A 23,019-nucleotide genomic window follows, 5' to 3' on the forward strand; every position below is an offset into this window, starting at 1 on the left:
TCTGAACCCGAGAGGTCCACGTGTCCGGTAGTCATCCCCATTTCTCGGCCGATCATCACCAGCCCCGCTTCGCCGACCGCCATATCGGACCGGATTCGGATGCCGTGGCGACGATGCTCCAGGTCATCGGCGTCGATTCGCTTGCCAGCCTCGCCGAGAAGGCCCTGCCCGCGGGGATTCTCGACGCGCTGACCGCGGACGGTCTGGCCCCCGGCCTCGATCAGCTGCCACCGCCGGCCACCGAGGAGCACGCCCTGGCCGATCTGCGCGCCATGGCCGATGCCAACACCGTCGCGGTGTCGATGATCGGACAGGGTTACTTCGACACCCTCACCCCACCGGTGCTGCGCCGCAACATCCTCGAGAACCCGGCCTGGTACACCGCGTACACCCCGTACCAGCCGGAGATCAGCCAAGGCCGACTGGAGGCGCTGCTCAACTTCCAGACCATGGTCGAGGATCTGACGGGGCTCGAAGTGGCCAACGCGTCGATGCTCGACGAGGGCACCGCCGCCGCCGAGGCGATGACGTTGATGCACCGCGCGGTGAAGGGTTCCGCCAACCGTCTCGCCGTCGATGCGGACCTCTACCGCCAGACCGCGGCAATCCTGGCGACTCGGGCCGAGCCACTCGGCATTGAGATCGTTACCGCCGACCTGCGCAACGGACTGCCCGAGGGCGACTTCTTCGGTGTCATCGTGTCGCTTCCCGGTGCGAGCGGCATTGTCAACGACTGGAGCGACCTGATCGCGTCCGCTCACGACCGCGGCGCGCTGGTGGCCGTGGGCGCCGACCTGCTCGCGCTGACCCTCATCACGCCGCCCGGAGACATCGGCGCGGACGTGGCCTTCGGCACCACTCAACGCTTCGGTGTGCCAATGGGTTTCGGTGGACCCCACGCCGGATACCTCGCCGTGCACACCAAGCACGCCCGCCAGCTGCCCGGCCGCCTGGTCGGTGTGTCGGTCGACGCCGACGGATCCCCGGCGTACCGCCTCGCGCTGCAGACCCGCGAGCAGCACATTCGTCGCGACAAGGCGACCAGCAATATCTGTACCGCACAGGTACTTCTCGCGGTGACGGCGGCGATGTACGCCAGTTACCACGGCGCCGACGGCCTCACCTCGATCGCGCACAAGGTTCACGGTCATGCGCTCGCGGTGGCCGCGGGCCTATTGTCCGCAGGGGTGACCGTGGTGCACGACACATTCTTCGACACCGTGCTGGCCCACGTGCCCGGGCGGGCCGAGGAGATCCGTGCGCAGGCCAAGGACCGTGGCATCAACGTGTGGCTGGTGGACGCCGACCACATCTCGGTGTCGTGTGACGAGGCGACGTCCGCCGAGCATGTCGAGCAGGTTCTGGAGGCGTTCGGCGGCACCCGCGGTGGGCACCACTGGGAGGGTCCCGAGATCCACACCCGCACATCGACCTTCCTGGCGCACCCGGCGTTCACGCGGTACCGCACCGAGACCGAGATGATGCGCTACCTGCGCGCGCTGTCGGATAAGGACATCGCGCTGGACCGCAGCATGATCCCGCTGGGCTCGTGCACGATGAAGCTCAATGCGGCCGCCGAGATGGAGCCGATCACCTGGCCGGAGTTCGCGCGCCAGCATCCGTTCGCGCCCGCGTCCGACACACCGGGCCTGCGCACGCTGATCGCGAACCTGGAGACCTGGCTGACCCAGCTCACCGGGTACGACGCGGTCTCACTGCAACCCAACGCCGGTTCGCAGGGGGAGTACGCGGGACTTCTGGCGATTCGCGCCTATCACCAGAGCCGCGGCGATCACCGTCGCGACATCTGCCTGATCCCGTCCAGCGCGCATGGCACGAATGCGGCGTCGGCGGCCCTGGCCGGAATGCGTGTCGTGGTCATCGCGTGCCGCGACAATGGTGACGTCGACCTCGACGATCTGCGGGTCAAGATCGCCGAGCACGCCGATACGGTTGCGGCGCTGATGATCACCTACCCGTCGACGCACGGCGTGTACGAGCACGACGTCTCCGAGATCTGCGCCGCGGTGCACGACGTCGGCGGCCAGGTGTACGTCGACGGCGCCAACCTCAACGCGCTGGTTGGCCTGGCACGGCCCGGTAAGTTCGGCGGCGATGTTAGCCACCTGAACCTGCACAAGACGTTCTGCATCCCGCACGGTGGCGGCGGTCCCGGTGTCGGGCCCGTCGCGGTCCGCTCGCACCTGATCCCGTACCTGCCGGGCCATCCGCTCGCCGACGAGCTCACCGACACCTACACGGTGTCGGCCGCCCCGTACGGGTCGGCGTCGATCCTGCCGATCACCTGGGCCTACATCAGGATGATGGGTGCACCGGGGCTGCGTGCGGCGACGCTGACCGCGATTGCATCGGCGAACTACGTCGCCCGGCGCCTCGACGAGTACTACCCCGTGCTCTACACCGGCGAGAAAGGCATGGTCGCCCACGAGTGCATCCTGGACCTGCGCCAGATCACCAAGAGCACCGGCGTCACCGTCGATGATGTGGCCAAGCGGCTGGCGGACTACGGTTTTCACGCCCCGACCATGAGCTTCCCGGTGGCGGGCACGTTGATGGTGGAACCGACCGAGAGCGAGAGCCTCGCCGAGGTGAACGCCTTCTGCGACGCGATGATCGCCATCCGAGCCGAGATCGATCAGGTCGGATCGGGTGCCTGGCCGGTCGATGACAATCCGCTGCGCGGCGCGCCGCACACCGCCGAGAGCCTGTTGGTCGAGAACTGGGACCATCCCTACACCAGGGAGCAGGCCGCGTATCCGCTGGGCAAGGGATTCCGGCCCAAGGTCTGGCCGCCGGTGCGCCGCATCGACAGCGCGTACGGCGATCGGAATCTGGTGTGCTCTTGTCCGCCGGTCGAGGCGTTCGCCTGACCTAGTCCGCGAACGTCGGTTACCGTCACGCCCCAATGGAGAAGGGCGGGGCGGTAACCGACGTTCAGCGGCGAACGTGACGTGGGGTCAGGGCAGCACGCTGGACAGCGCTGCGGTCAGTTCCGGTCCCACGGCGCTGTTCAGGTTCTGGTAGGTGCCGCCACTGATCTGGGACACCGCTTCCCAGGTCGCCCGGTCCGGGTCGGTGCCGAAGTCAATGACGTTGACGGCGACCGGCTTGCCCGGCTGGAAGGTCTGGCGGATGAACTCCTGCAGCCCGGCACCGTCAAGCGACTGGTCGGTGTGGGGGCCGGTGGTGATGACCAGGACCGAGTTCGCCTGGCCGTCACGATAATTCGCCACGGCCTCGTTGTAGATCAACCGCAGCGTGGTGAAGGACACCGCGCCACCGCCGGACGCGACCTGATCTCTCAGGTTGCTGGACAACACCTCCGAGCGGGGCTGCCCACCGACCGGATCACCCAGCGGACCGAACGGCACCTCGGGGCGTCCGGCGACGCCGTCGAACGTCCACAGCCCGACGTCCGCGGTCGGTGACAGTGTCTTGATTCGTTCGTCGAGTGCCGCGGTCACGTTGGCGACCCGACTACGGCCACCCTCATCGGCGTCCATCGACTGCTCCAGCATGATGGTGACGGCCGGATTCGCCGCGGGTGCGCTGACGGTCTCGGCGAGCGTGGCACGCAACGCGTTGTCGCCCACCGACACCGGGTCCGCGAGCGGTCCGAAGTCGGTGACATCACTGTCAGGGGTTTCGCCGCCGTCGGTCCGGAAGCCCGCCTTGCCGAACTCGGCCAGCGCCTCTGGCTTGCGGAGGAAACGGGCGAACTCGCTGGCCGCGCTGACCTGCTCCTGGGCCAGCCAGTCGCCGGCCAGCAGCACGGTCGGGTAGTCGGCGATCGCGGCGGGGCCCGAGGGCAGCCACCCCGCGAGCTTGTTCGAGGCGTCGGGCAGCGAGGCGGCCCGTTGATACAGCTGCTGCTCGGTGCTCACCACCGCGTGCACGGAGGAGGCGGCGGGGTCGCTGCCCGCCAACAGTGCCTCCATTGCCGTGGACGCCTTGGTGTCGGCCAGTTTCGGCTGACCCGCCACCAGTGTGTTGATCGCCGACGCGCCTGCCGTGGCGGGCGCGCCAGCGGGGGCGCTGGCTGTGGCGACTGCCTCGGCCGCGACGAAGGTCGCGTCGGCGTCACCGGAGAGCGGCAGTGCCAGTCGAAGCCCACCCCAGCCGGGGAGGTTGAGCGCGTCGAGCGCGGTCTGGTTGGTCTGCAGTGGCGGCAGATCAGACCAACTCCGTTGCGCTAGCGCCGTCTTCAGTTGCGGGCGGACCGCCAACAGCACGGGCGATGTGACCAGCGACCGACTGTCGCTGGTGATCGCGCCGCCTGCGGCGGCCTCCAGCCTGGCCACGGACACCGTACTGCCGGGAATCCACAGTGCGGGACGTTCGCCGAGCTCGGCGGGCCAGGATCCGGAGAGACCGTTGATCACATCGTCAGAGTCGGCGGAGCGGACGCCGACCTTGACGCACTTGTCGCCGACCGGGGCCGCGGACTGGCTGTACTGCTCGGCGAGCGGGCCGACCTGGTCGGCGATCGACGGATCGACGACCACCGCGACGGCGACCTCGCCCTCGACACAGCGGGCCGCCGACACCTGCGAGCGGTTGGACAGCACGTCACCGAAGAAGCGCCACAGGATGATCGCGCCGACCACGACCACGACGGTGACGAGCGCGACGATCACGCTGACGCTGACACCGCGCCGTTTCGTGGTGATGGCGCGGTGGCTACCGGTCCATTCCCCGTCCCAGTCGCTGCCATGCTGAGGTCCATCGAGCGGTGGACGCGGAGGCGGCGGGTTCGACGCGAACGCTCGCGTCGGCGACTCGTCGTCCTCTAGGCCGTCGCTGTCGTAGCCGTCGGCGTCGTATTCGTCATCGGCGAAACCATCGTCGGCATATCCGTCGTCGGTGAGATCGTCGCCCGTCGGGCTGCCGAGGTATTCGAAGTCCTCGTCATACCGCGCGGTGCGTTGCGATTGCCAGTACGCGTCATCGCGGTAGTCGGGCTCGGGCTTGCCGTAGGTCGAGCCAACATCGTTGCCCTCGCCGAAACCCGTTTCCCGATAAGGGCTTTCGCCGTAACCCGGCTCGCGCCGCGGTTCGTCGTCGTACCCGGGTCCGGTGGTGGGCTCGTCGGATCCGTGAACATGCGGTTGGTCCGCATCGAAATCCTGCGGCTCATCCGCCGAATCCTCGGGATCGGGAACGCTGTGCCTACCCATCCCCATCCTCTGCGCTCGTGTTGTTGGCTGGTCTTAGGCCCGACGCGTCACCATTCGTTCGGCTCCGCCGCTTCACCAATTGTTCGGCTCGAAGCGACACATCGCGTGGCCCCGCCGAAGTCTAGTCACTAGCCGGTGTGACGGGCCTTGAACTCGCGGCGGCGGCGATGCAGGATCGGCTCGGTGTACCCGTTGGGCTGATCGGCACCGGACAGGATCAACTCCTGAGCGGCCGCAAACGCGATGCTCGCATCGGGATCGGGTGCCGTCGGCAGGTAGTCGGGATCCTTCCCGTTCTGCTCGTCGACGACGGCCGCCATCCGGCGCAGGCTGGCGTTGATGTCCTCCGCGGTGATCACGCCGTGGCGCAGCCAGTTGGCCAGCAACTGGCTCGAGATGCGCAGTGTCGCGCGATCCTCCATCAGGGCGACATTGTGGATGTCGGGAACCTTCGAGCAGCCGACACCCGCGTCGATCCAACGCACCACGTAGCCCAGGATCGACTGGCAGTTGTTGTCGACCTCCTCGCGGATCTCCTCGGGTGCCCACGCCAACTCCTTGGAGAGCGGAATGGTGAGGAGTTCGTCGATGGTGGCACGCTTCTTGCCCGCGAGTTCCTTCTGCACCTCGAACACGTCGACCAGGTGATAGTGCATCGCGTGGAGCGTCGCGCCCGTCGGGGAGGGCACCCAGGCAGTGGTGGCGCCGGCCTTGGGCTGACTGATCTTCTGCTCGACCATATCGGCCATCAGGTCGGTCATGGCCCACATGCCCTTGCCGATCTGGGCCTTGCCGGACAGCCCCGCGGCCAAGCCGGTGTCGACGTTCGCGTCCTCGTACGCCTTGATCCACGGCTGGCTCTTCATCGCGCCCTTGCGGACCATCGGGCCGGCCTCCAACGAGGTGTGGATCTCGTCGCCGGTGCGGTCCAGGAAGCCGGTGTTGATGAAGACCACACGGTCGGCGGCTGCCTTGATGCACGCCTTGAGGTTCAGCGTGGTGCGGCGTTCCTCGTCCATGATGCCGACCTTGAGGGTGGCCTGCGGCAGACCGAGCACATCCTCGACGCGGCTGAACAGCTCACAGGTGAACGCGACCTCGTCGGGTCCGTGCATCTTGGGCTTGACGATGTAGACCGACCCGGTGCGGCTGTTGGCGTACGGACCATTGGCGCCGTCGTTCTCGGAGCCGTCTCGCAGGCCGTGCATGGCGATGAGCCCGGTGAACAGCGCGTCCTGGATGCCCTCGGGCACCTCGTTGCCCTCGCCATCGGTGATGGCGTCATTGGTCATCAGGTGTCCGACGTTGCGGACGAAAAGCAGGCTGCGTCCCGGCAGCGTGAGCTCACCCTCCCCGTCGGGGGTGGTGAAGACACGGTCAGCGTTGAGCACGCGGGTGAACGTCTTGCCGCCCTTGGCGACCTCTTCGCTCAGGTCGCCGCGGTTCAGGCCGAGCCAGTTGCGGTAGCCCAGCACCTTGTCATCGGCGTCGACCGCTGCCACGGAGTCCTCGAAGTCCATGATCGTGGTGATCGCGGACTCCAGGACGACGTCCTTGATACCTGCCTTGTCGGTCGCGCCGACGGGGGAGTCGGGGTCGACAAGGATCTCGACGTGGAGACCGTGGTTGACCAGCAGCACCGACCACTGCGGCTTGTCCGGCTTGCCGGTGTAGCCGACGAACTGCTCTGGGGCTGCCAGGCCGACCGAAAGGTCATCGCCATAGGTGACCAGCAACTGGCCGTCGTCGATCTTGAGGCCGGTGGCGTCGCTCCAGGAGCCTGCGGCCAGCGGCACGGCCTCATCCAGGAAGTTGCGCGCGTAGGCGATCACCTTGTCGCCGCGGATCTGGTTGTAGCTGGTGCCCTTCTCGGCGCCGTCCTCTTCACTGATGACGTCGGTGCCGTACAGCGCGTCATACAGCGAGCCCCACCGCGCGTTGGCGGCGTTGAGCGCGAAGCGGGCGTTGAGGATCGGGACCACGAGCTGCGGACCCGCAGTGCTGGTGATCTCATCGTCCACACCCGAGGTGGTGATGCTGAAGTCGGCGGGCTCGGGCAGGAGGTAGCCGATATCGGTGAGGAACTGCTTGTACTCGTCGGCATCGTGCGGGCCGATGGCACGTTGGCGATGCCACTTGTCGATCTGCGCCTGCAGTTCGTCGCGGCGAGCCAGCAGGTCCTGGTTCTTCGGGGACAGATCGGTCACGACCTTGTCCACGCCCGCCCAGAAGCTATCGGGGTCCAGCCCGGTGCCGGGCAGGGCCTCGTTATTGACGAAGTCATAGAGCACGCGCGCCACCCGCAGGGCGCCAACGTTCACGCGATCGGTCATGTCTCCTCCTCGAGCGTCGATCTAGCTTAGCCGCCGGTAAATGCGGTCAACCGATGCGCTCCCGCGGTGAGTAGCAGGTCACATCGGTCGGCGAGGGCGGCCCGAAGGGGCGCCGCACGCTCGGCGACGTCCTGCTGTGCGCGGACGTATTCGACTCGGCCTGCCGGTGTTTCGATGGGAATCGGCTCGAAACCGTAGTCAGTCAGGTCATACGGGCTCGCGCGCATGTCGAGTTCGCGAGCGTCGGCGGCCAACTCGAGGCAGTCCTGCACGAGTTCGGAGTCGACGAGCGGCCCGAGTTTGAAGGACCACTTGTAGAGATCCATGGCGACGTGCAGACATCCCGGCTGCTCGTGTGCGACCTGATCCGCTCGGGTGAGCGGTTCGGCGTTGCGCGGTACGGCAGCAGGTGTGAAGAAGCGATAGGCGTCGAAGTGGCTGCACCGCAATGGCATCGATTCGACGACGGCGTCAGTCCCAGCGCTCCCGAGCCGCAGCGGCACCTGATCATGGCGGACTTGCGGCGCGCGATAGACCATCGCCCACTCGTGCAGTCCGAAGCAGTTGAGCCGGGCCGGCCGATGCGATGTGGCGCGCAGCAGATCGGCGATGAACTCGACAGTGTCGATCCGGGTGGCCAGGTAGTCAGGGGTGACGCCGACGGTGGCACCCGTTCGGCCGTACCCCGCCCGCTCCAGGTAACGCTCGGCCGAACGTCCCGTCAGGTGGGTGCCGAAACCCGGGTGCCAGCGCCGAAGGTGTTTGGGACGCAGGCTGTAGTAGGTGAACAGGAAGTCCCACACCGGGTGGGCCTCACCGCGCCGGGCCCGGCGCTGGTGCGGTTCGACGAAAAGGTCGACGCGCTCCGCGTGACATCTCTCACGGTGGGTCCAGTCGGCCTCGGTCAGGGTCGCCGTGTGATGAGCCGTTGTTTGTTCAGCCGCCGTGTGATCAGACACGGTGCGTTCCGTCACGCACCGTCCCCACCAGGTCCTCGACCAGATCCTCCAGCGCGACCATCGCGGTCACCACGTCATCATCGGTGGTGACGAGCGCCAGGTGGCTGTTGTCACGACGCAGCCGTGACAATGCGTCGGGCACCGGCAAGGACACCGCCAGGCGCGGCAACGGCCGCACAATCGACCGGTCGATCACTGCGGCCGGGTCGTTGATCAGCGGCAACACATCCTTGATGTGCAGGTAGCCGATGTACACACCGGAGTCGTCGGTCACCGGGAAGCGTGAGTATCCGGTGTCGGCGAGCGCGCGTTCGACGGCCTCGACAGTGGGCCCCCGACCGGGGGAGGCCACGGGGACCGTGCGGATCTGCTCGAGCGGTATCGCCACGTCGTTGACGCTGCGCGTGCGGATCGCCAGGGCACGCGTGAGCCGGGTGTGCTCCTCGGGATCGAGCAGACCCTCCGACCGTGACTCGGCGATCATCGCGGACAGTTCGACGGTCGACACGGTGACGTCGAGTTCGTCCTTCGGTTCGACTCCCAACGCGCGCAGTGTGGTGTTCGCGCACCAGTTGTAGAAGGCGATGAACGGTTTGGCGAGCTTGATGTAGACCAGATACACCGGGATCAGCAGCATCGCCGCCGACTCGGGTCCGGCGATGGCGATGTTCTTCGGCACCATCTCGCCGAGCAGCACGTGCAGTGTCACCACCAGCGCGAGCGCGATGACGAACGACACCGTGTGCAGCACCGTGTCGGGAATCCCCAACGCGCCGAACGGTTTCTCCAGCAAGTGGGCGATGGCGGGTTCGCCGACGCGGCCCAGCAGGATGGAGCACACGGTGATGCCGAGCTGGGCACCGGCGAGCATCAGCGACAACTGCTCGGCTGCCCGCATCACCGTGACGGCACTCTTCTTGCCCTGTTCGGCCAGCGCCTCCAACCGGTCGCGACGCGCCGAGATCAGCGCGAACTCCGAACCGACGAAGAACGCGTTCGCCGCCAGCAGGACGACGGTCAGGAAGACACCGAAGAAGTCGGAACCCATCAGTGCTCCTCGTCCTCGCCGCGTCTACCGAGCCGGGTCAGCTCAAGCAGGTCGATCCTGCGTCCGTCCATTCGAATCACCTTGGCCTGCCAGCGCACCGGGTCGTCGATCGGCCTGTCGGGGTCGAAGGCGTTGAGTTCGACGGTCTCACCGGGTTCGGGTATGTGGCCGAGCTCCTCGAGCACCAGGCCGCCGATCGTCTCGTACTCACCGTCGTGCGGACGAAACGGCGTCTCGGTGTCGACCTCGTCGATGCGCAGCAGTCCGGACACCTGCCAGCCATCGCGCACCTCGACCACGTCGGGCGTCGCGTCGTCGTGCTCGTCGCGGACGTCACCGACGATCTCCTCGATGAGGTCCTCGACGGTGACCATGCCCGCGGTGCCGCCGTACTCGTCAACCACCAGGGCCGTCTGCAGTCCGTTGGCGCGGATCTGGGTCATGACGGCGTCGCCGTCAAGGGTGGACGGCACGGTCATCACGGGCTGAGCCAGAGTTGCGACACGCATTCGTGGCCGGTCGTCGACAGGCACCGCGAACACCTGCTTGACGTGCACGATGCCGATGGTCTCGTCGAGATCGCCCTCGATGATGGGGAACCGCGAGTAACCGGTCTCCATGGCCTTGATCAGCAGGTCGGCGACGGTGTCGTCGGCGTCCAGCGCCTCGATCTTGGGGCGGGGCGTCATCAGTTCCTCGGCCGTGCGCTCACCGAACTTCAACGAACGGTCGACCAGGTCGGCGGTCTCGGCGTCCAGCGATCCGCGCTGCTTGGAGTTGCGCACCAGCGACACCAACTCCTGCGGGGAGCGCGCCGACCGCAGTTCCTCGGCGGGTTCGATACCCATGCGGCGCAGAACCCAGTTGGCGGTGCCGTTGGTGACGTTGATCGCCGGCGTGAGCAGCCAGGAGAACCACCACTGCGGGGGCGCCGCCCACCGCGCGGTGGCAGTGGGTTTCGCGACGGCGAGATTCTTGGGGACCAGTTCGCCGAACACCATCGACAGCGAGGTGGCGATCAACAGGGCCAGCGCCAGGGCCACGCCGTCGAGCATCCGGTCGGGTAGTCCGATCGCTGACAGCGGCGGCCGAAGCAGCCGCGCGACCACCGGCTCAGCCAGGTAACCGGTGGCCAGTGTCGTGATGGAGATGCCCAACTGCGCTCCGGAGAGCTGAAACGACAGGGTGCGGTGGGCTTTCTGGACGATGGCGTCGCGCCAGCCGCCCGTCTTCGCATTGGAGTCGACGGTGCTGCGTTCCAGTGCGGTCAACGAGAACTCGGCGGCGACGAACACCGCCGTGCCCGCGGTCAGCAGCACGATCGCCAGCAGGCTCAACAGGGTGAAGGTCAGACTCATCGGATAACTGACCCTCGGACGCCGGGCGCGGGGCCCGGCTCACTACTAGAGGGCTCGGCGTCAGACGGTCCCGGGGTCGGCCGCGCTGCTTCGGCGGCCGCCTCAGAACCGGGAGCATCGGCGGGTGCCTGCGGCACGTGTTCCCTCTCGGTCGGAATTGGTGAATCTCATGTTAGCGGAGGCAGCCGTGATGAAAACGCACCGACGGACGCCGTCTCACCAGCCGGTCGGCAGCGGGTGGCCCTCGGCGAAGCCCGCCGCGGACTGGACGCCGAGCACCACCTTGTCGTGCAGCTCGGGCAGCGTCTCGGCGCCGACGTAGGTGCAGGTGCTGCGCACGCCCGAGGTGATGTGGTCGAGCAGGTCCTCGACACCGCCGCGGGCGCTGTCCAGACCCATCCGCGACGACGAGATGCCCTCCTCGAAAAGCGCCTTCCTGGCGCGATCGAACGGGCTGTCAGCGGCCGTCCTGGCGGCCACGGCACGTTTGGAGGCCATGCCGTAGCTCTCCTTGTAGACCAGGCCGTCGCGGTCATACATCAGGTCGCCGGGGGACTCGTAGGTGCCGGCGAACCAGGATCCGATCATCACGTTCGACGCGCCCGCGGCCAGCGCCAACGCCACGTCGCGCGGATGCCGCACGCCGCCGTCGGCCCACACGTGTGCGCCGAGTTCCCTTGCCGCGGAGGCACATTCGACCACCGCCGAGAACTGCGGGCGGCCGACACCCGTCATCATCCGGGTGGTGCACATGGCGCCGGGCCCCACGCCGACCTTGACGATGGACGCGCCCGCGTCGATGAGGTCGCGCGTGCCCTCCGCCGAGACCACGTTGCCGGCCACCAGGGGCAGGCCGAGGTCGAGCGAGGCGATCGCCTTGATGGCGTCGAGCATCTTCACCTGGTGCCCGTGCGCGGTGTCGACGACCAGCACGTCCGCACCGGCCTCGGCGAGCGCGCGGGCCCTTGCGCCCACGTCGCCGTTGATGCCCACCGCGGCGGCGATCCGCAGTCGTCCGGCCGCGTCGACGGCGGGCGTGTAGATACCCGCGCGGATGGCACCGGTCCTGGTCAGCACGCCTGCGACGGTGCCGTCGGGGGCGGTCATCACCGCGACCCCGACGTGCGCGTGTTCGAGGAGGTCGAACACCTCACGCGGCGGTGTGCCGACGGGCGCGGTGACGAAGTCGGTCAGAGCGATATCCCGCACGCGGGCGAAGCGGTCCACCCCGACACAGGAGGACTCGGTGACCAGGCCCACCGGCCGGTCCTCGAATGCGACCACCGCGGCACCGTGCGCGCGCTTGTGGATCAGGGCGGTCGCGTCGGAGACGGAGTTGTCGGGGGACAGCAGGACCGGCGTGTCGACCACCAGGTCGCGGCTCTTCACGAAGTCGACGGTCTCGGCTACCGCGGGAATCGGGAGGTCCTGGGGCAGTACGACGATGCCGCCCCTGCGGGCCACGGTCTCGGCCATGCGGCGGCCCGCGACGGCTGTCATGTTGGCCACGACGACCGGGATCGTGGTGCCCGAGCCGTCGACCGTGGACAGGTCGACGTCGAACCGTGAGGCGACGTCGGACCGTCCCGGCACGACGAAGACATCGTTGTAGGTCAGGTCGTACGGCGGACGGTGTCCATCGAGGAAACGCATTCCTCAAGCCTAGTTGCCCGGCATTTCCGCCGAGCAGACACAAACCTGCCCATTTGCGCCCAGAAAAGGGCAGGTTTGTGTCTGCTCGCGAGAGGAACTCAGGCCTCGATCTCGGTGCGGTCGCCGCTCCACAGCGTGTGAAAGCGCCGGGCATGGTCGGTGTCGATGCGACCGTAGGTGTGGGCTCCGAAGAAGTCGCGCAGTCCCTGGGTCAGCGCGGCGGGCAGCCGCTCGGTGCGCAGCGCGTCGTAGTAGGACAGCGCCGAGGCGAAGCCGGGCACCGGGATGCCCAGCTGCGTCGCGGTGATGACGACCCTGCGCCAGCTGTCCAGGGCCGCCTCGATGGCCGCGCGGAAGTAGGGGTCGACAATCAGCGTCGGCAGGTCGGCGTCGGTGTCGAAGGCGTCCTTGATGCGGTTGAGGAACTTGGCCCGAATGATGCAGCCGCCGCGCCAGATGGTGGCCATGTCGCCGGGCGTGATGTTCCAGTCGTACTCGTTGCTTCCGGCCTGGATCTGGTTGAACCCCTGCGCGTAGGCCACGATCTTCGACGCGTACAGCGCCTGGCGGACGTCCTCGATGAAGCGCTCTGCGTCACCGGGCTTCTCGCCGAGAGTGCCAGAGGCCAGGCCGGTGGTGGCTCTGCGCTGGGCCACCGAGCCCGACAGTGCACGCGCGAACACCGCCTCGGCGATACCCGTCACGGGCACACCGAGGTCAAGGGCGGACTTCACCGTCCACCGCCCGGTGCCCTTCTGCTCGGCCTCATCGAGGATGAGGTCCACCAGCGGTGTGCCGGTCTTCGCGTCGACCTGCCGGAGCACCTCGGCGGTGATCTCGATGAGGTAGCTGTCGAGGTCGCCCTTGTTCCACTCGGCGAAAACGTCCGCGATCTCGGGCGCGGACTTGCCCAGCCCGTCGCGCAGCAGCTGGTAGGCCTCGCCGATGAGCTGCATATCGGAGTACTCGATGCCGTTGTGCACCATCTTGACGAAGTGCCCTGCGCCGTCGGGGCCGATGTGGGTGCAGCACGGCACGCCGTCGACGTGCGCGGAGATCTCCTCGAGCAGTGGGCCCAGGCTCTTGTAGGACTCGGCAGGCCCGCCGGGCATGATCGAGGGGCCGTTCAGTGCGCCCTCCTCACCACCGGAGATGCCCGCGCCGACGAAGTGCAGACCGCGTTCGCGGATGGCCTTCTCGCGGCGGATGGTGTCGGTGTAGAGCGCGTTGCCGCCGTCGATGATGATGTCGCCGGGCTCCATCGCATCGGCGAGCTCGTTGATGACGGCGTCGGTCGGGTCGCCTGCCTTGACCATGATCAGGACGCGACGCGGCTTCTCGAGCGCGGCCAGGAACTCGCCGATGGTCTCGCTGCGAACGAACGAGCCCTCCGAACCGTGCGCCTCAAGCAGTGCGTCGGTCTTGGCCACCGAGCGGTTGTGCAGGGCAACGGTGTAACCGTGTCGGGCGAAGTTGCGGGCGATGTTCGAGCCCATCACCGCGAGTCCGGTGACCCCAATCTGTGCGGTGGCGGAGGTGTCGGACGAAGTCACGGGCAGCCTTTCGATGTTTGGTTGTGGCAGTGCGGTTTTAACAAAACAAGGTGTTTCGTGAAGCGGTTATGCGGCGAAGAGCTTCTGGAGTTCGGTCAGCCACGGCACCGCGAGCGCGATGGTGGGGATTATCAGGACCGCGGCGGCGGTCACGTACGCGGCCACTGACAGCGGCATGCTGTTGGGCTTGCCGCCGAGCCGGCGCACCCGGAGGACTGTGGTGGGTCCGCCCGCGGCCATGGCGCCGGACGGGGTGCGACCCGAGGCGCAGGCGACCAGGGCGCGGGCCAGGGGAGTCGGCCCCGAGTCGCGCACGGCGGCGTCGTCGGCGAGGAGTTCGATGAGCAGGCGCACGGCGTCCAGCGCGCTGCCGCTTCGGACGAGGCGCGGGAATGCGGCGTGTACCGCGGTGAACATCTCCAGCACCAGGTCGTGTCGAGCACGGAGATGGGCGTTCTCGTGGCTGAGGATCGCCGAGATCTCGGCGTCCGCCAGGCTGGTCAGGGTGCCCTGGCTCACGACAACGCGGCTACGGACGCCGGGCAGGCAGTAGGCCAGGGGCTGATCGACGTCCAGGATCCGGAGCCCGCTGGCCTTGGTACAGACCTCCGGTGCCGCGGCGTGAGATGCGCCGAGCAGGTCGACCAGCATCCGGTGGTGGGCGCGACGCCTGCGGGTGCCGATGGCGACCTGCAGGACGGCCACAATCAGGCGCGCGCCGACGATCAGGGTGAGCGCGAAGACGACCACGTAGAGAACCCACAGCGGCCAGCCCAGTACCGCGATCTCGCTGGTGAACGTGGCGGTCGGGCGGCCGTCAGGGCCGGGTACGAACAATCTGCTGGCGATCGCGATACCCGCGCTGAACGCGGACAGCACGCCGGCCAGCGCTATCGACTGCCAGAGCACCACTGCCGCGCGCGGAGCACGATGCGGCCACGCGGCCCGCGCGAGCACAGCGGGCACCGGTCCAACGAGGACCAACGCGACGATGGAGAAGGCCAGCGCGGACACGCTGACAGTGTCCCTCAGCCGGTGCCTAGATTGCCAGCCGGATCGCTGCGATGCTTCGCCTCGAGTTCGGTCAGCGCGCGGCGCAGCGCCGCTGCCTCGCCCGCGCCGACGCGCTCCACGAAGTGGACCAGCGCGGCTTCGCGGCTTCCCGAGTCCGAGACCTGGTCAAGTGCGTCCACCATCAGACCGGCAACCAGCTCGTCGCGGCCGTGCGTGGGTGCGTAGCGATGGGCCCTGTCGTCGCGGTGCTGGACGACGAGGTTCTTCTTCGCGAGCCGCTGCAAGACCGTCATGATTGTGGTGTACGCCAGGTCACGCCGTGCGGCGAGTGCCTCGTGCACCTGGCGCACGGTCTGGGGTTCGCGCGAGGACCACAGGTGATCCATCACCTCGCGCTCGAGTTCCCCGAGTCGTGTCAACTTCGCCATGTTCCGTTCACTCTCCTGAGCAGTCAAATCAGCGTACTACGGGCGTACTACCGCGTGTCGTATCCAACGGCGCGACAGGCGCTATGAGTTCCCCGCCTCCGCGAGTCATCGGCCAGCACCTCGCTCACCTGGGCCTGTGAGTCCAATCACAAGGGGTTTGCTTGTAGGTAAGCCTCACTTCACTATAGTAAGGCTTACCTAACTGAGGGAGACCCCATGACGATCCTGGTCGACGATCCCCTGATCGCCGGCATGGCCATCACCCGGCCACTGCCCCTGCACGACTCCAGCCGACGACTGCGCGAGCTCTATCCGGAGTGCCCCCGCGTCTATGGCGTCGCGGTGATGGGCGACCTCTCTCGTCGTCGTTGGTGGCCGTTGTCGGAGGTGCTGACGACCGACCGTCTGCAGACGATGTTCGACACGGCGGCCGCCGAGACCGATAGCAAGGTGGCCGTCTCGCAGCAGTTGGCCGCGACACTCGCGCACGTCGTGCTCGGTCGGGTGGTTCCACTGCTGGTCCTCGAGGGGCGAGCCTGGGACAGCGGCCTCGAGAATCTGTGGGTGCACGTGGACTCGGAGGGCGCTATCGACTGGGTCGGGGTCGTCGACCCGACATTGCGTGCCCTGCCGGACGACTCCTACTTCGGGGGCCGCCCGGGCATGCGGCGCAGGCACTCCGCGCAGGATCGCATCGTCGCCCTGCCGAGCGAGGCCGCGCTGACGACGTGGGTCGCCCACCGCAGTCACCGCGCGCTGGAACCACTGTTCGACAAGCTGCACGACGTGAGCGACGGTGCGCTGTCCGTGGCGGCGATGTGGCACATCGTCGGCGGTGCCGTGGTCAGCGCATCCACCCAGGTGCCGTTGCTGGCCGGGTCGAGCGAGCTGACGAGCATGCGCCGCGGGCAGGCCGTGCTCGACGCGCTGATGGGCTTCGGCGCACCGGTTCGCGGCGCGACGAGAGTCTGCGCGGGGAAGGTCTTGCTAAATTAGGGCAGCCTTGCCTATTCTTAGCGCAGACGAACACACCGCGCTATGCATGAGCAACACGTCAAAGAACCACCGGACCGAGCCGGAGTCCTGAGGGCTGCAGAGACCCCCGGTCCACTCGAGGATGGGCCCCGCACACGTTGTGCGGGGCCCATCCGTTTTTCGTTTCCAGACCCGAATTCCCCTTGCCCGCTCCGGCCATGTAGACAGGTCACGTGACGACTTCCGTAGCGCCGAACTTCGGCGGAGGCTTCGACGACGAACTCGGCCTCACGTACCTGGATGCGACCCCAGACGGCGCAAGGGCGCAGCTCACGATCAACGAGAAGCTCCTTCAGCCGCACGGCATCGTGCACGGTGGCGTGTACTGCTCGATCGTGGAGAGCGTGGCCAGCGTGTCGGCCGGGATGTGGCTCGAGTCCAAGGGGCTCGGACGCAACGTGGTCGGCGTCAACAACAACACCGACTTCCTGCGGGCCATCAAGGCGGGTGCGGTCACAGCGGTCTCCACGCCCATCCACCGCGGCCGGCGTCAACAGATCTGGCTCATCGAGATCACCGACACGAACGGCAAGATGGTCGCCCGTGGCCAGGTGCGTCTGCAGAACCTGCCCGCCGACGCCCCGGACGCCTAAGCACCCGCACGCCTAACCGCAACGCCGCGGGGCGATCCCGCGTGCGCTGCCGACTGCGGCGTGTCGTGGCAGGATCAGCGCACTATGCGTTTGACCCCCCACGAGCAGGAACGACTGCTCATCTCCTACGCCGCTGAGCTGGCTCGACGCCGTCAGGCGCGTGGGCTTCGGCTCAATCACCCCGAGGCCGTCGCCGTCATCACCGACCACCTCCTCGAGGGCGCCCGTGACGGGCGCACCGTCGCCGAACTCATGGTCAGTGGTCGCGACGTGCTGAGCCGCGACGACGTCATGGACGGGATCCCCGAGATGCTGCATGACGTCCAGGTCGAGGCCACCTTCCCCGACGGCACCAAGCTCGTCACCGTCCACCACCCGATCGCCTGAGGTGGCAATGATTCCGGGTGAGATCGTCTTCGGCGACGGTGACATCGTGATCAACGAGGGCGCGCCGAGGCTTGAACTCGAGGTCGTCAACACCGCGGACCGACCGGTCCAGGTCGGCAGCCACGTACACCTGCCGCAAGCCAACGCCGCAGTCGAATTCGACCGCGTGGCCGCACACGGGTATCGCCTCGACATCCCCGCGGGCACCGCGGTGCGCTTCGAACCCGGTGTGGCCCAGTACGTCTCACTGGTCCCGCTCGGAGGTGCCCGGGAGGTTCACGGACTGTCGCTGACTCCGCCGGGAAGGTTGGATGCGTGACCGAACTCTCCCGCGCGCGTTACGCCGCACTCTTCGGCCCGACCACAGGCGACCGCATTCGCCTCGCCGACACCGACCTGTTCGTCGAGATCACCGAGGACCGCAGCGGTGGGCCCGGGCTGGCCGGTGACGAGGCCGTCTTCGGCGGCGGCAAGGTGCTGCGCGAGTCGATGGGGCAGTCTCGGGTCACGCGCGCCGAAGGCGCACCCGACACCGTCATCACCGGTGCGGTCATCATCGACTACTGGGGGATCATCAAGGCCGACATCGGCATTCGTGACGGTCGTATCGTGGCGATCGGAAAGGCCGGCAACCCCGACGTCATGTCGGGGGTCCACCCTGACCTGGTCGTCGGCCCGTCCACCGAGATCATCGCCGGGAACGGTCGCATCCTCACCGCGGGCGCCATCGACTGTCACGTCCACCTGATCTGTCCGCAGATCATGGAGGAGGCGCTGGGCGGCGGCATCACGACGATCGTCGCGGGGGGCACCGGGCCGGCCGAGGGCAGCAAGGCCACCACCGTCACACCCGGGTCCTGGCATCTGGCCCGCATGCTGGAGGCCCTCGACACCTGGCCGCTGAACATCGCGCTGCTGGGCAAGGGCAACACCGTGTCGTCGGAGTCGATGTGGGAGCAGTTGCGCGGCGGCGCTGCGGGATTCAAGCTGCACGAGGACTGGGGGACTACCCCAGCCGCGATCGATGCCTGCCTTTCGGTCGCCGACGCGGCCGGGGTGCAGGTCAACATCCACACCGACACGCTCAACGAGACCGGTTTCGTCGAGGACACCCTGGCCGCGATCAAGGGCCGCTCCATCCACGCGTACCACACCGAGGGCGCGGGCGGCGGGCACGCGCCCGACATCATCACGGTGGTCAGCCACCCCAATGTGCTGCCCAGCTCGACGAATCCGACGCGCCCGCACACCGTCAACACCCTCGACGAACACCTCGACATGCTGATGGTGTGCCACCACCTCAACCCGAGCCTTCCCGAGGATCTGGCGTTCGCGGAGAGCAGGATCCGTCCCTCGACGATCGCCGCCGAGGATCTGCTGCATGACATCGGCGCGATATCGATGATCGGCAGCGACGCGCAGGCCATGGGGCGCATCGGCGAGGTGGTGCTGCGCACCTGGCAGACCGCACACGTCATGAAGCGGCGCCGTGGCGCACTCGAGGGCGACGGCGCCAGCGGGAAGGACTCGGACAACAACCGGGTCCGCCGCTACATCGCCAAGTACACGATCTGCCCCGCGGTGGCGCACGGCCTGGACCGCGAGGTCGGTTCGGTCGAGGTCGGCAAGCTCGCGGACCTCGTGTTGTGGGAGCCCGCCTTCTTCGGTGTGCGCCCGCACGCGGTGATCAAGGGCGGCATGATCGCGTGGGCGGCGATGGGCGACGCCAACGCATCCATCCCCACCCCGCAGCCGGTGTTGCCCCGACCGATGTTCGGAGCCTCGCCTGCGGCTGCGGCCGCGACGTCGGTGCACTTCGTTGCCCCGCAGGCGATCGAGGACGGCCTGGCCGATCGGCTCGCGGTCAACCGCCGTCTGGTCGCGGTCGACACCGTTCGCCACATCGGCAAGGCCGACATGCCGTGCAATGACGCACTGCCGCGGATCGAGGTCGATCCCGACTCCTTCACCGTGCGCATCGACGGCGAGGTCTGGGCCGAGCAGCCGGCCGCGGAACTCCCGATGGCTCAGCGATATTTCCTCTTCTGATGTCGGGCCTCGAACTCTCGACGCTGCTGACGCTGTCGGACTCGCGACTTCCGACCGGTGGACATGTCCACTCCGGCGGAGTCGAGGAGGCCGTGACGAGCGGCCTGGTGTCCGACCTCGCGACGCTGCGGGCCTTCCTGCGGCGCCGCATCCGCACCAGCGGCCTGGTCACGGCGTCAGTGGCGGCCGCGGTGCACGCGGGGACGTTGAGCGTCGTCGACGCCGACCGCGAAACTGATGCGCGCACACCGTCACCCGCGGCGCGCAGCGCATCACGGGCACAGGGGAGGGGTCTGGCCCGGTTGGCTCGTCGCGTGTGGCAGGAGGTGGACTGGAACGATATCGGCGTCAAACCCCACCTCGCCGTCGCCGCGGGTGTGGTGGGCGCCGCCAGCGGCCTGGCGCCCGAGCAGACCGCGTTGTCGTTGGTCTACACGACCATGACGGGCTCGGCCATGGCGGCGCAGCGTCTGCTGGCACTCGATCCCGGTGACGTCGCCGCGGTGACGTTCGAGCTGGCGTCGCTGTGCGACGAGGTCGCCGCGCAGGCGGCCAAGGAACTCGCCGACCTGTCCGATCCGCTGCTCGACATGCTGGCCCAGCAGCACGTTGAACGCGACCGACCACTGTTCGTGTCGTGAAACACCACATCTCACATCAGGACCGAAAGGCGCATCATGCCACCACATCTGCTCGACGGTGAGCCCCACGCGCACACCGACCGTCCGCGCCGTATCCGTCAGGCCGGCGAGCCGCTGCGCATCGGCATCGGAGGTCCCGTCGGTTCGGGCAAGACGGCCCTGGTGGCCGCGCTCTGCCGACAGTTGCGTGATGAACTGTCGCTGGCTGTGCTGACCAATGACATCTACACGACCGAGGATGCCGACTTCCTGCGCAGGCACGCGGTGCTGCCCGACGAGCGCATCGCGGCCGTGCAGACCGGCGGCTGCCCACACACCGCCATTCGGGATGACATCACGGCCAACCTCGATGCCATCGACGACCTCATCGCGGGCAACGAGGCGCTCGACCTCATCCTGGTCGAATCCGGAGGCGACAACCTGACCGCAACCTTCTCGTCCGGGTTGGTGGACGTGCAGATCTTCGTGGTCGACGTGGCCGGTGGTGACAAGGTGCCTCGCAAGGGCGGACCCGGCGTGACGTTCTCGGATCTGTTGGTCGTCAACAAGACCGACCTGGCGCCGCTCGTGGGCGCCGATCTGGACGTGATGCGTCGCGATGCGGCGGCCGTCCGGGCGGGCCGCCCCACGGAGCTGATCTCGCTGACCGCGGATCCAACCGCGGCACCCGTCCTGTCCTGGGTCCGTCAGCAGCTCCGCGTTCCGGTGTAGGGACACGCGCCCACATGCTCTCCGATGTCCTGATCGTCGCGCGGCCCGGCCGCGCGCCTGGCATCGAGTGCACCGGCGGGGTGACCGCCCGCCGCACCGGCGCTGACACGGTGCACCTGGTGTCGGCTGCGGCGACCCCGCTGGGTGGGGACACCGTGAGGATCCGGGTCGTGGTCGAACCGGGTGCGCGGCTGTGGCTCCGCAGTGCCGCGGCGACGATGGCGATGCCGGGCAACCTCAGCATGGAGTCACGATCCAGTTGGGACCTCGAGGTCGCCGGACTGCTCGACCTGGATCCACAGCCCACCATCGTCGCCGGCCCGGCCCGGCATATCAGCACCACCCGGCTGAGCCTGAGCGCCGAAGGCCAGGCACGAGTGCGTGAGCGGATCCAGATCGGCAGATTCTATGAGCGGCAAGGCTTCTGGTCGGGAGCCATGTACGCCGACGTCGACGGTGCGCCACTGCTGCGACACCGCGTCGACATGGGTACCGGGTCGGTGACCGATGACGTCCTGGGCACACCGATGGCGTGCGTCAGCGAGCTGCGCTACCCCGAGACGTCCTTCGACGCCCAGGGCACCCTGTTGGAGCTGGCGGCCGGCGGCGGGCTGGCCACCTGGCAGGGCGACCGTCTGCGCGCAACCGGCCAGCGCTAGCTGGCGGCCTTCTCCGTCTCCTGCACCGACGCGGCGATCTCCTCGAGTTCCTCGATTCGGGTGCGCGCGTACGCCTGCTGCTCGGTGATCGTCAGCTGACCGCGCTGCCTGCCGAAGAACGTCACCGACCACGACAGCAGTGTCGCGATCTTGGTCTTGAAGCCGACGAGGTAGATCAGGTGCAGGCCCAGCCACGCGAGCCAGGCGAGGAAGCCGCCGAACTCCAGCTTGCCGACCTGAGCCACCGCGTTGTACTTCGACACCGTGGCCATCGAGCCCTTGTCGAAGTACTTGAACGGCTCGCGTGGTTTGGGGCGGGTACCGTGCTCGCGCGCCTTGACCTCGTTCTGGATGATCTTGGCGACGTACTTGCCGCCCTGGATGGCGCCCTGAGCCATACCGGGCACACCATCGACGAAGGCCATGTCGCCGACGACGAACACATTGGGGTGTCCGGGGATCGACAGGTCGGGGTTGACCTTGACGCGTCCGGCCCGGTCGATCTCGGTGTCGGACTGGGCGGCCAGATCGCGCCCGAGCGGGCTGGCGGCCACGCCTGCCGACCACACCTTGCACGCTGACTCGATACGGCGAATGGTGCCGTCGCCGTCCTTCACCGTCAGGCCATTGCGGTCAACGTCGGTGACCATGGCGTTGAGTTGGACCTCGACGCCCATCTTCTCGAGCCGCGCCTTCGCCTTCAGGCCGAGCTTCTCGCCCATCGGCGGAAGCACCGCGGGCGCGGCGTCCAGCAGGATGACGTGCGCCTCGGTCGGGTCGATGAGCCGGAAGCTGCCCTTGAGGGTCTGATCCGACAGCTCCTGAATCTGGCCCGCCATCTCGACGCCGGTGGGACCAGCGCCGACGACCACGAACGTCAGCAGCTTCTTGCGTCGCTCGGGGTCGCTGGACCGCTCGGCCTGCTCGAACGCACCGAGAATCCGGCCGCGCAGCTCCAGCGCGTCGTCGATCGTCTTCATGCCCGGCGCCCACTCGGCGAAGTGATCGTTGCCGAAGTAGGACTGACCGGCCCCTGCAGCGATGATCAGGGTGTCGTAGGGCGTCCGGTAGGTGTGGCCCAGCAGCACCGAGTCGACCATCTTGTGCTCGAGGTCGATATGCGTGACATCACCGAGGAGCACCTGGGCGTTCTTCTGCTTGCGCAGGATCAGCCGGGTGGGTGGGGCGATCTCGCCCTCGGAGATGATTCCCGTCGCCACCTGGTACAGCAGCGGCTGGAAAAGGTGGTGCGTGGTCCGGGCGATCAGCTTGATGTCGACGTCGGAGCGCTTGAGGGTCTGCGCGGAGTTGAGACCCCCGAAACCCGATCCAATGATGACGACCTTGTGCCGATCCGACGCCGTAGCTCCGGGGTGGCTCATTGCAGCTCCTTGACGGAC

General features: G+C 67.8%; 19 protein-coding genes. 9 read left to right on the forward strand and 10 right to left on the reverse strand.

From position 1 onward, the window contains the following. Positions 1 to 20 precede the first annotated feature (20 nt). Positions 21 to 2,891: an aminomethyl-transferring glycine dehydrogenase gene (gene gcvP, locus ABIA65_RS13595; RefSeq protein ID WP_354523869.1), complete on the forward strand. Its 2,871-nt coding sequence runs from the start codon at positions 21 to 23 to the stop codon at positions 2,889 to 2,891. Positions 2,892 to 2,978: 87 nt separating this feature from the next. Here gcvP and ABIA65_RS13600 read toward each other — a convergent pair whose 3' ends face one another. From ABIA65_RS13600 to ABIA65_RS13640, 9 genes are all read right to left on the reverse strand, one after another. Next, positions 2,979 to 5,198 (reverse strand): substrate-binding domain-containing protein, encoded by a 2,220-nt coding sequence (locus tag ABIA65_RS13600; RefSeq protein ID WP_354523870.1) that lies wholly within the window; start codon positions 5,196 to 5,198, stop codon positions 2,979 to 2,981. Between the two features lie 128 nt (positions 5,199 to 5,326). Then, the gene (locus ABIA65_RS13605) at positions 5,327 to 7,531 is read right to left on the reverse strand and encodes a malate synthase G (protein ID WP_354523871.1); all 2,205 of its coding nucleotides are present in this window, start codon (positions 7,529 to 7,531) and stop codon (positions 5,327 to 5,329) included. A gap of 26 nt (positions 7,532 to 7,557) precedes the next feature. Beyond that, positions 7,558 to 8,490, reverse strand: coding sequence for a 3-methyladenine DNA glycosylase (locus ABIA65_RS13610; RefSeq protein WP_502919559.1), 933 nt, complete (start codon positions 8,488 to 8,490; stop codon positions 7,558 to 7,560). Continuing rightward, positions 8,483 to 9,538 (reverse strand): hemolysin family protein, encoded by a 1,056-nt coding sequence (locus ABIA65_RS13615; protein ID WP_354523872.1) that lies wholly within the window; start codon positions 9,536 to 9,538, stop codon positions 8,483 to 8,485. The genes ABIA65_RS13610 and ABIA65_RS13615 overlap by 8 nt, the downstream gene beginning before the upstream one ends. Beyond that, positions 9,538 to 10,896 (reverse strand): hemolysin family protein, encoded by a 1,359-nt coding sequence (locus ABIA65_RS13620; RefSeq protein WP_241405122.1) that lies wholly within the window; start codon positions 10,894 to 10,896, stop codon positions 9,538 to 9,540. Before ABIA65_RS13620 ends, ABIA65_RS13615 begins: the two co-directional genes overlap by 1 nt. 216 nt (positions 10,897 to 11,112) lie before the next feature. Beyond that, complete coding sequence (locus tag ABIA65_RS13625; protein WP_354523873.1) at positions 11,113 to 12,549, reverse strand: GuaB1 family IMP dehydrogenase-related protein; 1,437 nt, start codon at positions 12,547 to 12,549, stop codon at positions 11,113 to 11,115. Positions 12,550 to 12,647: 98 nt separating this feature from the next. Further along, the gene (gene gnd / locus ABIA65_RS13630; protein ID WP_354523874.1) at positions 12,648 to 14,102 is read right to left on the reverse strand and encodes an NADP-dependent phosphogluconate dehydrogenase; all 1,455 of its coding nucleotides are present in this window, start codon (positions 14,100 to 14,102) and stop codon (positions 12,648 to 12,650) included. A 66-nt stretch (positions 14,103 to 14,168) separates the two neighbouring features. Further along, positions 14,169 to 15,116 carry a M56 family metallopeptidase gene (locus tag ABIA65_RS13635; RefSeq protein WP_241405125.1) on the reverse strand — a complete coding sequence of 316 codons (948 nt, stop codon included), beginning with the start codon at positions 15,114 to 15,116 and terminating at the stop codon, positions 14,169 to 14,171. Between the two features lie 14 nt (positions 15,117 to 15,130). Continuing rightward, entirely contained in the window at positions 15,131 to 15,544 is a 414-nt protein-coding gene (locus tag ABIA65_RS13640; protein ID WP_241405126.1) for a BlaI/MecI/CopY family transcriptional regulator, read from the reverse strand. A gap of 216 nt (positions 15,545 to 15,760) precedes the next feature. On the opposite strand from ABIA65_RS13640, the gene ABIA65_RS13645 reads away from it, so the two are divergent. The 8 genes from ABIA65_RS13645 (at position 15,761) to ABIA65_RS13680 (ending at position 21,619) form a co-directional block, all read left to right on the forward strand. Continuing rightward, positions 15,761 to 16,540: an iron reductase gene (locus ABIA65_RS13645; RefSeq protein ID WP_354523875.1), complete on the forward strand. Its 780-nt coding sequence runs from the start codon at positions 15,761 to 15,763 to the stop codon at positions 16,538 to 16,540. 212 nt (positions 16,541 to 16,752) lie between these two features. Continuing rightward, the gene (locus ABIA65_RS13650; RefSeq protein ID WP_241405128.1) at positions 16,753 to 17,172 is read left to right on the forward strand and encodes a PaaI family thioesterase; all 420 of its coding nucleotides are present in this window, start codon (positions 16,753 to 16,755) and stop codon (positions 17,170 to 17,172) included. 84 nt (positions 17,173 to 17,256) lie between these two features. After that, positions 17,257 to 17,559: an urease subunit gamma gene (locus ABIA65_RS13655; protein ID WP_354523876.1), complete on the forward strand. Its 303-nt coding sequence runs from the start codon at positions 17,257 to 17,259 to the stop codon at positions 17,557 to 17,559. Between the two features lie 7 nt (positions 17,560 to 17,566). Further along, positions 17,567 to 17,878 carry an urease subunit beta gene (locus ABIA65_RS13660; RefSeq protein ID WP_354523877.1) on the forward strand — a complete coding sequence of 104 codons (312 nt, stop codon included), beginning with the start codon at positions 17,567 to 17,569 and terminating at the stop codon, positions 17,876 to 17,878. After that, positions 17,875 to 19,608: an urease subunit alpha gene (locus ABIA65_RS13665; RefSeq protein WP_241405131.1), complete on the forward strand. Its 1,734-nt coding sequence runs from the start codon at positions 17,875 to 17,877 to the stop codon at positions 19,606 to 19,608. Before ABIA65_RS13660 ends, ABIA65_RS13665 begins: the two co-directional genes overlap by 4 nt. Continuing rightward, positions 19,608 to 20,249 carry an urease accessory protein UreF gene (locus ABIA65_RS13670; RefSeq protein WP_241405132.1) on the forward strand — a complete coding sequence of 214 codons (642 nt, stop codon included), beginning with the start codon at positions 19,608 to 19,610 and terminating at the stop codon, positions 20,247 to 20,249. The genes ABIA65_RS13665 and ABIA65_RS13670 overlap by 1 nt, the downstream gene beginning before the upstream one ends. Before the next feature lie 36 nt (positions 20,250 to 20,285). Beyond that, complete coding sequence (gene ureG, locus ABIA65_RS13675) at positions 20,286 to 20,960, forward strand: urease accessory protein UreG (protein ID WP_241405133.1); 675 nt, start codon at positions 20,286 to 20,288, stop codon at positions 20,958 to 20,960. Between the two features lie 14 nt (positions 20,961 to 20,974). Then, the gene (locus ABIA65_RS13680; RefSeq protein WP_354523878.1) at positions 20,975 to 21,619 is read left to right on the forward strand and encodes an urease accessory protein UreD; all 645 of its coding nucleotides are present in this window, start codon (positions 20,975 to 20,977) and stop codon (positions 21,617 to 21,619) included. On the opposite strand, the gene ABIA65_RS13685 is transcribed toward ABIA65_RS13680, so the two are convergent. Then, entirely contained in the window at positions 21,616 to 23,001 is a 1,386-nt protein-coding gene (locus ABIA65_RS13685; protein WP_241405135.1) for a type II NADH:quinone oxidoreductase Ndh, read from the reverse strand. The genes ABIA65_RS13680 and ABIA65_RS13685 overlap by 4 nt on opposite strands. Positions 23,002 to 23,019 lie beyond the last annotated feature (18 nt).

Origin of the sequence: Mycolicibacterium sp. 624, from assembly GCF_040548615.1 — a bacterium.
GTDB lineage: Bacteria > Actinomycetota > Actinomycetes > Mycobacteriales > Mycobacteriaceae > Mycobacterium.

Coding starts and splice junctions, on each gene's coding strand:
- ABIA65_RS13600 (WP_354523870.1), bottom strand. CDS start 5,198: ATGGGTAGGCACAGCGTTCCCGATCCCGAGGATTCGGCGGATGAGCCG.
- ABIA65_RS13605 (WP_354523871.1), bottom strand. CDS start 7,531: ATGACCGATCGCGTGAACGTTGGCGCCCTGCGGGTGGCGCGCGTGCTC.
- ABIA65_RS13615 (WP_354523872.1), bottom strand. CDS start 9,538: ATGGGTTCCGACTTCTTCGGTGTCTTCCTGACCGTCGTCCTGCTGGCG.
- ABIA65_RS13620 (WP_241405122.1), bottom strand. CDS start 10,896: ATGAGTCTGACCTTCACCCTGTTGAGCCTGCTGGCGATCGTGCTGCTG.
- ABIA65_RS13625 (WP_354523873.1), bottom strand. CDS start 12,549: ATGCGTTTCCTCGATGGACACCGTCCGCCGTACGACCTGACCTACAAC.
- ABIA65_RS13640 (WP_241405126.1), bottom strand. CDS start 15,544: ATGGCGAAGTTGACACGACTCGGGGAACTCGAGCGCGAGGTGATGGAT.
- ABIA65_RS13645 (WP_354523875.1), top strand. CDS start 15,761: ATGACGATCCTGGTCGACGATCCCCTGATCGCCGGCATGGCCATCACC.
- ABIA65_RS13655 (WP_354523876.1), top strand. CDS start 17,257: ATGCGTTTGACCCCCCACGAGCAGGAACGACTGCTCATCTCCTACGCC.
- ABIA65_RS13660 (WP_354523877.1), top strand. CDS start 17,567: ATGATTCCGGGTGAGATCGTCTTCGGCGACGGTGACATCGTGATCAAC.
- ABIA65_RS13670 (WP_241405132.1), top strand. CDS start 19,608: ATGTCGGGCCTCGAACTCTCGACGCTGCTGACGCTGTCGGACTCGCGA.
- ureG (WP_241405133.1), top strand. CDS start 20,286: ATGCCACCACATCTGCTCGACGGTGAGCCCCACGCGCACACCGACCGT.
- ABIA65_RS13680 (WP_354523878.1), top strand. CDS start 20,975: ATGCTCTCCGATGTCCTGATCGTCGCGCGGCCCGGCCGCGCGCCTGGC.
- ABIA65_RS13685 (WP_241405135.1), bottom strand. CDS start 23,001: ATGAGCCACCCCGGAGCTACGGCGTCGGATCGGCACAAGGTCGTCATC.